General features: G+C 42.2%; 8 protein-coding genes. 4 read left to right on the forward strand and 4 right to left on the reverse strand.

Translation table 11 applies throughout. The features are described from left to right. The first annotated feature begins 14 nt into the window (after positions 1–14). Entirely contained in the window at positions 15–2,372 is a 2,358-nt protein-coding gene (locus AC5ELV_RS18375; protein ID WP_493431321.1) for a beta-galactosidase, read from the forward strand. 113 nt (positions 2,373–2,485) lie between these two features. Here the strand turns inward: AC5ELV_RS18375 and AC5ELV_RS18380 are convergent, their stop codons facing one another. Beyond that, complete coding sequence (locus AC5ELV_RS18380; protein WP_493431322.1) at positions 2,486–3,469, reverse strand: glycoside hydrolase family 5 protein; 984 nt, start codon at positions 3,467–3,469, stop codon at positions 2,486–2,488. Between the two features lie 474 nt (positions 3,470–3,943). On the opposite strand from AC5ELV_RS18380, the gene AC5ELV_RS18385 reads away from it, so the two are divergent. The 3 genes from AC5ELV_RS18385 to AC5ELV_RS18395 all read left to right on the forward strand — a co-directional run bounded on the left by AC5ELV_RS18385 (position 3,944) and on the right by AC5ELV_RS18395 (position 7,859). Continuing rightward, positions 3,944–4,510 carry a 5' nucleotidase, NT5C type gene (locus tag AC5ELV_RS18385; RefSeq protein ID WP_493431323.1) on the forward strand — a complete coding sequence of 189 codons (567 nt, stop codon included), beginning with the start codon at positions 3,944–3,946 and terminating at the stop codon, positions 4,508–4,510. Between the two features lie 121 nt (positions 4,511–4,631). Beyond that, complete coding sequence (locus AC5ELV_RS18390) at positions 4,632–5,426, forward strand: Nif3-like dinuclear metal center hexameric protein (RefSeq protein ID WP_493431324.1); 795 nt, start codon at positions 4,632–4,634, stop codon at positions 5,424–5,426. A 78-nt stretch (positions 5,427–5,504) separates the two neighbouring features. Next, a complete protein-coding gene (locus AC5ELV_RS18395; RefSeq protein ID WP_493431335.1) occupies positions 5,505–7,859 on the forward strand; it encodes a glycoside hydrolase family 2 TIM barrel-domain containing protein in 2,355 nt (784 codons plus the stop codon). Between the two features lie 569 nt (positions 7,860–8,428). Here AC5ELV_RS18395 and AC5ELV_RS18400 read toward each other — a convergent pair. The 3 genes from AC5ELV_RS18400 to AC5ELV_RS18410 form a co-directional block, all read right to left on the reverse strand. Further along, positions 8,429–8,710 (reverse strand): GNAT family N-acetyltransferase, encoded by a 282-nt coding sequence (locus AC5ELV_RS18400; RefSeq protein WP_493431325.1) that lies wholly within the window; start codon positions 8,708–8,710, stop codon positions 8,429–8,431. A gap of 2 nt (positions 8,711–8,712) precedes the next feature. Then, entirely contained in the window at positions 8,713–8,955 is a 243-nt protein-coding gene (locus tag AC5ELV_RS18405; protein ID WP_493431326.1) for a (4Fe-4S)-binding protein, read from the reverse strand. A 119-nt stretch (positions 8,956–9,074) separates the two neighbouring features. Then, the gene (locus tag AC5ELV_RS18410; protein WP_493431327.1) at positions 9,075–9,281 is read right to left on the reverse strand and encodes an NAD(P)H-dependent oxidoreductase; all 207 of its coding nucleotides are present in this window, start codon (positions 9,279–9,281) and stop codon (positions 9,075–9,077) included. Between the last annotated feature and the right edge of the window lie 672 nt (positions 9,282–9,953).

Consider the following 9,953-nt stretch of genomic DNA (forward strand, 5'->3'; position numbering starts at 1 on the left):
GGGGAGTGTGCTCCATGAGAAACTATCGAGTTACAGTCAAAGACGATCAAAAGCATATTGTTAAAGGACATATCAAACTTGGCGGCACCAATCCAAAAGGAGAGGAAATCGGATTCACCAACTATTTTATGGAGAAGGACGGAGAGCCCTTTTTCGGTATTTGTGGTGAATTCCATTATGCCCGTTATGATGAACGCTATTGGGAAGACGAAATTATTAAAATAAAAATGGGCGGCGTAAACATCATTGCCACTTATATTTTTTGGAACCTACATGAAGAAGTTGAAGGTATTTTTAATTGGAGTGGAAACAAGAATCTTCGTCGTTTCATCGAGTTGTGCGGCAAACATCAGGTATATTCCATCATTCGGATCGGACCCTTTGATCATGGGGAAATTCGAAACGGCGGTATGCCGGATTGGTTATTTGGTCGACCCTTTGAGGTTCGTTCTAATGATGAGGGGTATCTGTTCTATACGAGAAGATTGTATAACGAAATCGGTGCCCAGGTTAAAGGGCTGTTATATAAGGAAGGGGGGCCGATTATCGGCACCCAAATCGAAAACGAGCATAATCATTCATCTGCCCAGTGGGCATTGACTGTGGGAATTAATGATATGTGGCTAAACAGCGGAAGTGACGGTAACTCGCATATGTTAAAACTTAAAGAAATAGCTCTGGAGGCGGGGATTGATACTCCGATCTATACGTGCACAGGATGGGGAGGAGCAACAACTCCTGTACCTGATATGCTGCCGTTATGGGGCGGGTATGCTTATTGGCCATGGATCTACTACGAAGAGGGACGTTTGGAGAGGATGGACGAGCATCCTGCAACACCGGAATACATTTTCCGAGACAAACATAATAACAAGATTCCAGAGAGCTACAATTTTGAGCCTCAATACGCGCCTGAAGACTATCCATACGCTTGCTGTGAAATGGGTGGCGGCATGGTTCAGTTTTATAAATATCGGTTCGCATTTCCCTACCGCAGTGTTCCAGCGATGACTGTCATGAAGGTTGCAGAAGGCTGTAACCTGATCGGATACTACATGTATCATGGGGGTTCCAATCCACGAGGTAAGGTTAACCCGTTCACCAATGATCTAGCCACTCCTAAAATATCCTATGATTTCAACGCCATGATCGGCGAATTCGGTCAAGTAAGGGAATCATACCAAAGAACAAGACTGCAGCATTACTTTTTTTCAACGTTCCAAAAGCAATTCTCACTAACCAAGACTACTCTGCCAGGGGATACGTCCCAGATGGACCCTTATGATGTGGATACGTTACGATATGCAGTGCGATCCAGTAACGGATCGGGTTATCTGTTTCTAAATAATTTCCAAGACCATGTCGAAAATTACGATCTGTGCGATTTTAATGTGAGCATTGAGCTGCCCGAGGAAACGATTGTAATCCCTAGTCAAGGTGAACTGACGTTAGGACGTGATAGCTATGCCATAGTACCATTTAACTTTAATTTAGATGGAATGAAGCTCAAATATGCTACGGCACAGCTGATAACAAGGATAGAAGAGGACGGCGAAGCATATTATTTTTTCTTTGTACCGGAGGGCATGAAAGGAAGGTATGAAATGGAGTCAAAAGATATAATCAGTGCCACAATCGACAAAGGCTCGATAGAGCAATTGGATGGGAACACGATCATTAAGGTTGCTGAAGAGGAGGATAGTCTCATCCATCTGGTATCAGAAAGTGGCAAAAAAGTTACCATTTACACGATGACTGATGAGCAAAGTCTTACATTTTGGAAGGTAAACATGCAAGGCCGGGACAGAGTCATTTTGACCAATGCCAATGTACTTGTATCTGAGGGCGATCTAAGGCTGGAATCAACGGGCCAAGAAATGGTAACTCTGAGTATATTCCCGGGTTTTGACGCCTCATTCACATCTATTTCCGGTGGAGAGCTGCTTGAAATATCAGAAAACAATATATTCAAAACGTATCGTTTAAAGGCTTCTAAGAAAGAAATCCATTTCAATTTGAAAAGGATAAATAACGATAAACTTACTATTGATTTCGAAAAAGATGCCTTTCACGGAATCAAGGAAGCTCTGCTGCGTATCGATTATACGGGAGATATCGGTTATGCCTTTATGGATGGCGAACTGATCAACGATAATTTCTGCAACCATACGACCTGGGAAATAGGCTTGAAAGCATTTGAGCATCAGCTCATCGAGCAAGGGTTGTACGTATATGTCTCCCCAATACGAAAAGGTAAGGTTCTCAACAGCAATACGACTATGGCTGGCTGGAAAGAGACGGCAAAGGAACGTATCGTAGATATTGGCGCAGTCAGCATCGTGCCTGTGTATGAAATCCGAATCACTGTATAACCCAGGAAGTGTAGGTTCAGAGACGCACAGCGGGTACTTTTAGTACAAAGTATAAAAATGTAAAAGCTCATGGTCGTTCAACCATGAGCCTTTTTTACTTTTTAATAGTACGTTTAGTAGATACCGGCCTTTTTCGATGTTTCTTTGATCCCGTTGCTTCCGTTAACTACAGTTTTCCCCCAATCCGTCAGATTGCCATTAGGTCCTGTTACAAGATCGAGGTAGGAAAGGTTGGAACTATTACCATACCAGGACCATGCTAACCATCCTATCCCTTTGGATTGGCCGTATCTCATGATTTCTGTCTCGTCGACATCTGCTCCCTGGTGGTAACCGCCAAATTCACCAATAATCAGAGGAAGTCCTTGATTCAGAACGTTATCGATATTGGTTCGAACGGTTTGAGCATCTTTACCCGCGAACTCATACATATGGATGGAGAATACCGTATTTTTCAAAGAATCAGCTGCGAATACAGATTTACCAAAGTCATTGATAGATTGAGGATATTGCCCCCATCCGGCACAATCGACAATGAGTGTATTTTTGATACCTGCGTTTCTCAGCTTGGGAATCGCTTGCTTGTATCCATCAGCCCAACCGCTTCCATTCCAAGAGCCATACCATTCGTTCGCAATGTTTACGATAACCCGGTCTTCCTTGCCGATCAGAGCATCCTTTATGCTAATCCAGTAGTTCACAGCTGCATCCAAAGACGCGTAGTCGTCTTTGCCCGTAGCGTCATGAACTTCAAGTACAGCAATCATTTTATGGTTGGAGACGAGAGAAATAATATTTTTTACGGAATTAATATCATCCTTGGTGTATTGGTTTCCGTCAGAAAGGACAATTCGGACGGTATTAGCACCTGTCTGGGCAATTGCCGGGATAGCTGTATAAAGATCGTTTTTGTACCAAGTGTGAGCATGATTGACGCCTCTCATAACGAATGGCTTGCCTGTAGAATCATACAATTTGGTACCGCTTACATAAAATCCTGAAGCAGCTTCTACCTTGGAGAAGAATCCCCCCAAACCAATCATGATAAGCACACCGACGAGTCCAGACAATAATGTTTTTCTTAACAATACCTTCATTTTAATTCCTCCCTAAATATATTATTCAACTTCCTGCTATATAGAGATGAAGTAGGTATGTAAGTTTGTAAATAGCAGTAAGCTAAATACGAAATTAAGCGCTTTCAAAATGAGTGAAAGTTATTTTTGTTATTCTATCATTTGTGTTTTTGTTATTCAATTGATTTTTTTAGTTGTTTTTTCGTTTTTTGAAATATAAATGCATAGATTTATTATTTAAGTGTGATTTTCTATGATTTCATTGTGTTTATTGCTTATATTTGTTTGAAATTTAGTTTGTTTAAATGAATATAACCTAACTTTTTTGATTTAATATGCCTGTTTTATGTAGATAAACCTAACGTTATACTTGGCTAATGATCTTGAACAAAGGCGAGATCTTATCGGACACCAATACCCAAGCTTCACCGCAATATTAAATTATAGTATGATATTCTTGTGAAAAATTTTACCAGAGTGAATAGGGGCAAGCTGATGAGAAAACCAATCATTGCAGTCGATATGGACGATACCATCTGCCATCTCGTCAAACGAGCCATATACCATAACAATAGTGAATTTCCCACTCATCCGCTTCGGTATGAAGAAATGTTAGATTGGAATACTGATCATCTGCGGCATCCCAAAAGCACGCATGATGTATTTTATGGGCGACCGGGTTTGTTTGAGGAACTTGAACTGTATGACGAGTATGTCGTAGAGGAAATGGAGAGACTTTGCAATGCTTTTGATGTCATTATTGTGACAGCGGCAGAACCCAAGACCGTCGTAGAGAAATGGAACTGGCTTCAAAGACATATGCCATTCATTCCGATTGAAAACTTTTTCCCATGTAAACGAAAGAACCTGATTAACTATGATCTCCTAATTGATGATGGTCCTCATAATTTAGTGCCTGCGTTAGAGGAGGGGAAAAAGGTGCTTTGTATTCCTCATCCATGGAATCTGAGAGCAAGAGAGCAATATGAGTTCCCCGTCATGACATCCTGGCAAGGAGCAAAAGAACGAATCGACTCCATTTTAGGAGTTCTGTATAAATAATAGAACCATTCGTAAAACAGCTGGCTCCTTTGGAACTGGCTGTTTTGCTAGAAAGAATAGCGCCTATGGCTGAAATAAAATGGTACAATTGATATGCATTATCCATGAGGAGGGAACGTGTATGACCATGACTATGGGTCTGATTGTGAATCATCTGACCAAGGGAATAAGCATACCCCACACCACCGTAGATCTGCTGGACCCAGGATCTGTAGATACTGAGGTACAAGGAATTGTAACCGCTTTTTCCGCTTCGCAGTATGTGATAGAACAAGCTATTTCTCTAGGTGCAAATTTTATCATTACGCATGAAGGCATCTTTTATAGTCATCAGAGAATGCATGAATGTTTACTCCATGATCCTGTTTTTTTGCAAAAATCTCGCCTCATTGCCGATGCAGGTATAGGCATTTATCGGTTTCATGACGCCATACATCGTTATCGACCGGATGGAGTGATGGTTGGGCTTCTTCAGGCGCTTGGCTGGCACAACTACATTGTGAAACAGCAGCCGACGGCCGCCATTTTGACTATTCCGGTTATGGAAGTTAAGGAGATCGCTGAATATATCAAAGCCAAACTACATATTCGTTATGTACGGGTGGCTGGCGAGGTTTCCATGCCATGTGAACGAGTGGGAATCTCAGTAGGATACAGGGGAGGTGGTGAACTAGCCATTCCATTATTTCTAAATGAAAATGTGGATTTAGTCATTGCCGGTGAAGGCCCAGAATGGGAAACACCAGAATATGTTAAAGATGCTGTCTATCAAGGACAAAGTAGAGCACTTATCATGCTGGGACATGCTGAAAGTGAAGCGCCTGGGATGAAGTATCTCGCAGATGTACTTTCCGCCCAATTTCCGATGCTCCCCGTACACTTTATTGAAGATCGCCCGGTGTTTCAAATATTGTAATGAGAACATGTCTTTTGTGATGGTCATCCCGCACTGTTGTAAATCCGTTCATCCACTTTATGAAATGGAGGCAAGATGATGGGAAGCAGAGTGATTATGCCGTTCAAAACAGATTGGAAATTTATAGAAGGTAATTACGCAGGTGCTGAGAAAATGGACTACAACGATGAGCAATGGCGGCTCCTTCAAGTCCCTCATGATTGGAGCATTGAAAAGTCCTTTGATCCACATATGCTGTATGGTGGCAATCAAGCCTATTTGCCGAGATGGTCTGTCGGATGGTACAGAAAGCACTTTAATGTAAAGCCCTCCTCTCCAAAACAGCGCGTATACATACAATTTGATGGCATTCACAGTAACAGTGAGGTTTGGATCAATGGACATTTTGTAGGTAAGCGGCCCTATGGATATGTTAGCTTTCAATATGATTTGACTCCATATATTCGGTGGGATGAGGATAACGTGATTGCCGTCAAAGTGGACAATACGATTCTTTCACCTGATAGATGGTATTCGGGGGCCGGTATTTATCGTAATGTCTGGCTGATTTGTACGGATTACATTCATATAGCCGAATGGGGGACTTACATTACCACACCTGAAATTTCGCCAGATGAAGCCAAGGTAAGTGCCAGAATCCAGGTCACTAATCATCACGCGCATGCCGTAGAATGTACTATTATGACTGAAATGCTGGACCCACAGGGACAGACCAAAGGAAAAGTTGAAGCCCGAGTAACTCTTTCGGGCTGTGAAACGGGGGAAATAGAGCAAAAAACGCGAGTTTTCGAGCCAGAACTATGGTCACCGGACAACCCAGTGCTCTACGAAGCCCAGACGACGATCTATTGCGACAATACAGAGGTGGATCGTTATTGTACCCCTTTTGGCATAAGAGAAGTGAAGCTGGATACACAAAAAGGTTTATTTTTGAATGGGGACAGCTTAAAGCTAAAGGGAGTGTGCATTCACCATGATTTAGGCTGTCTGGGGGCGGCTTACCATGATACAGCCATGAAAAGAAGGCTGCAAAAGCTGAAGGAAATGGGCTGTAACTCAATCCGTTTTGCTCATAACCCGATGGCGCCCGAATTATTAGATTTATGTGATCAGATGGGGTTCTTGGTGGTTGATGAAGCTTTTGACAAATGGAAATCTCTTTTCTATGAGCATTTATATGATGAGTGGTGGGAAAAAGATCTGGAAGCAATGTTGCTCAGAGACAGGAACCATCCCAGTGTTTTCATGTGGAGCGTTGGGAATGAAGTGGAGAATCAAGGTCAGCCATCCATGCTCAAAATGTTGGAGCAACTCGTGGGTTTCTGCCATGAAAAAGACCCAACCCGATCGGTTACATATGCGCTTGAGCCGCATAATACACCGATCAGCTTGCGTGATGGTTCGATAGAAGCCAAAGTGGAGCATACCAAACAGCTGGCACAACGAGTGGATGTTCTGGGGTTAAACTATCAGGAACAGTGGTATGAGCACTATAGAGCGGCCATGCCGGATACGCTTATCCTTGGAACCGAAACGTTCCCCTACTATCGGGGAAAGGATAGCCGGGTTAAAGGTTATTTGCCTATGAATCCCTGGTTTGATGTCGCTAATCATGATTATGTAATCGGTCAATTTGTTTGGAGTGGAATTGACTATTTAGGAGAAACGAGCTATCCCTCCAAAGGGTGGTCTTCGGGCCTGATTGATACTTGCGGATTCCGCAAACCAGTATCTTATCTCCAACAAAGTTTATGGTCTAATCAGCCTGTTGTGCACATAGCCACATTTAACGAACATATGAAATCGGAATTTAATCCGACATGGACGATGCACTGGAAATCTCCGGCCATGGAAGATCATTGGACATTTCCTGAATACGGTGGAAAATTGATACGGTTGGTTACCTTCACCAATTGTGAGAGCGTGGAATTGATCTTGAATGATGAATCATACGGTGAGCGGAAGCTGGTGGATTACCCTAATCATTTAATCCTATGGGAGCTTCCCTATACACCGGGCAAAATCCGGGCTGTGGGTCGCAATGGAAACGAGAAGGTTTGTGAGCATGTATTGACTACTGCCGGGCTTCCTTATGCTCTAAAGTTGGAGGCTGATCGTGTAATTCTACCTGCTAATGGGCATGAGATATCTCATGTGGAAGTAACCGTCATAGACCAAAATGGGATCGTTGTACCTGACCAGGATTTTGAATTAACCTTTAAACTACAGGGTGATGGTCGTATCCTTGGAATAGACAATGGGGATCTCACCAGCGATGAATCCTTTAAGGGGAATGAGAGACGAACACACAGAGGAAGGTGTCTCGTTGTTGTACAATCCGGTTATGTGGCTGGTGAGTTGTTGCTTCAAGCGTCAGCAGATGGAGGGTTGCTGGGAGAAACCAGACTGAAAATAGAAGAAGAACTCAAATGACAATTCAAGGCTGATCCAGTATAGAGCTTGTATAGTTTAATTAAAAAGGTCTGAATAGGTAGTGAGTGCTCATGCTCTACCTGCTCAGGCCTTTTTTATACCACCTTTCATCTCCTAATCAACTTTGATATCCCTAACATATCAGCATATTCCTGTTGTGTAGCAGTCGGATGCTTTTCATGTAAATCTAAGAGCATTTGGGCCATAATCTCTTTTGGTTGTAAAAACCCTGTTTATTTGTACAAGGAATTCTTTGGGAATTACGAGTCTACCAAGTGGTGTCAACTTCGCCGGGCGCTGCCCCGTATTGAAATTTGTTTCAATTATTGTTTACAGAAGTCTTTTGTAGGCTTTTTTACTTTGAGCGACTGTGCTCACGTATGAGGAGGGGGTAAGGTCAGATTTCGTGATTGATATGGATTCAATGAAAACAGCGAGAGTCTAAGACTTTATTTTCTTCTGACAGTACGGGGATCGATTGACAGATAAGAGAAGAGCCTGAGAGGGACGAAGAAATCTCGTACCCTCAGGCTCTTCTCTTATTATTGTCATAATTATATTATTAGTGATTATTTATGGAGAACATCCGCGTATTCGGAGAGACGTTCGAATCGTCCCTTGGCAAACGGGCATAAGGGTAAAATCTTAATACCGTTTTCCCGCGCGTATTCCACCATAGCTTTGACCAGCTTATCGCCAAGCCCTTGTCCTCGGTAAGCATTTTCGACCAAAGTGTGATCAATAATGTAAAGCTCCGGACTTGAGATTACATACGTCATCACCGCAGCAATGCCGTCGTTATCTCGAATAAGAAATCTTTTATTAGCGGTATCATGATCTACAATATGCATGTTCACCCCTCTTTCTTTGTTGAATATTCACCGTCCAGACGTCTATACGTCAGTGCTCCGCTTGGACAGGTGCCAATATGTCGGGCAATTGCCTCCGTAGTGTCAGCATCGGGATTAACCCAAGGACGCTTGCTTAAATTAAAAACACCAGGGAGGCCTTTTACGCAAATACCGGAATGAATGCATACCTCCGAATTAAACATTACCTCGATATCTTTACCGTAGTATACTTTCTGATTAGTCATAATTCCTTCACATCTTTCACTTATGAGTTTGTTTAAAGACCAAGATTCATTCTTCGAAAGCTGTCAGAAATCTTTCCAAATGGCGAAGCGTTGATTCGTCGTCCAATTTTCCGGTGGTTTCATTCGGTTTTTCGTGATTGCTGCCGATGAGAACCTTCGGACCCGGCATTGGTATAGGCATTCATGGCAAGCAGTGTCTGTCTCACCTGGTCTTGTGACTGCGCTGTCCCTCCACTGCCCGGAGTAGCACCTGCAATCGCAAAAGGTTTTTGAAACAGCACTGAGTTTTTACTCGGACGCGAAGCCTGGTCTAAGGTGTTTTTCAAAACGCTTAGAATTCCCATGTTGTATTCAGGGTGACAATCAGTACACCGTCCGCTTTTCGAATGCTTTCTTCGACAACCGACTGGGGATCGCCTTGGCTCTCGATGTCAGAATTATAAAGGGGAGTCGTTGATAAGTCAACGTGATGAATCTCGGAGCCGAGCTTTTCAGCTGCTGATAAGATTATTGTTCTTAGACCTCCTTTGTCTGTCCAAGAATCAAGAATATGGAAACGTTATGAAGAACGCGTTAAAGGAGTTGTCGTAAGTAAAATGCGAGAGACGCTTGAAGAAGTTAGGCACAAGCTCCCACATTTTATTGAGAATTGTCGTTATAAAGAAAAAGTGATTAGTGTAACGAGTTATTTTCAAAAAACAACATAATTACTGGGAGATAAAAGTAAGAAAATTTCTAGCAATAAAAAAACATTGTTGCAATTGTGGCTTGGTAACTTGGAAAAATGTACTGAAATTAATTTATTGACATGAAACCAGTTACATATTTTAATCTTGTTCTGTAGCGAGAGATCATAGATAAGAATGTGACCAACTCGTTATGATTTTTTTAAACACATTTTAAATGTCCATTATAAAGTATTTAAAAAAAGAGTTTTATGAAGTTCACAGGAGGCGAATATTGATGGAATATTATTGGAAATTATATTTACCACGTGC

The organism is Paenibacillus sp. NMA1017 (genome assembly GCF_058895805.1).

Excerpts from the sequence above, each read along its gene's own strand:
- AC5ELV_RS18375 (WP_493431321.1), top strand. The coding sequence starts at position 15 with ATGAGAAACTATCGAGTTACAGTCAAAGACGATCAAAAGCATATTGTT.
- AC5ELV_RS18380 (WP_493431322.1), bottom strand. The coding sequence starts at position 3,469 with ATGAAGGTATTGTTAAGAAAAACATTATTGTCTGGACTCGTCGGTGTG.
- AC5ELV_RS18385 (WP_493431323.1), top strand. The coding sequence starts at position 3,944 with ATGAGAAAACCAATCATTGCAGTCGATATGGACGATACCATCTGCCAT.
- AC5ELV_RS18390 (WP_493431324.1), top strand. The coding sequence starts at position 4,632 with ATGACCATGACTATGGGTCTGATTGTGAATCATCTGACCAAGGGAATA.
- AC5ELV_RS18395 (WP_493431335.1), top strand. The coding sequence starts at position 5,505 with ATGGGAAGCAGAGTGATTATGCCGTTCAAAACAGATTGGAAATTTATA.
- AC5ELV_RS18400 (WP_493431325.1), bottom strand. The coding sequence starts at position 8,710 with ATGCATATTGTAGATCATGATACCGCTAATAAAAGATTTCTTATTCGA.
- AC5ELV_RS18405 (WP_493431326.1), bottom strand. The coding sequence starts at position 8,955 with ATGACTAATCAGAAAGTATACTACGGTAAAGATATCGAGGTAATGTTT.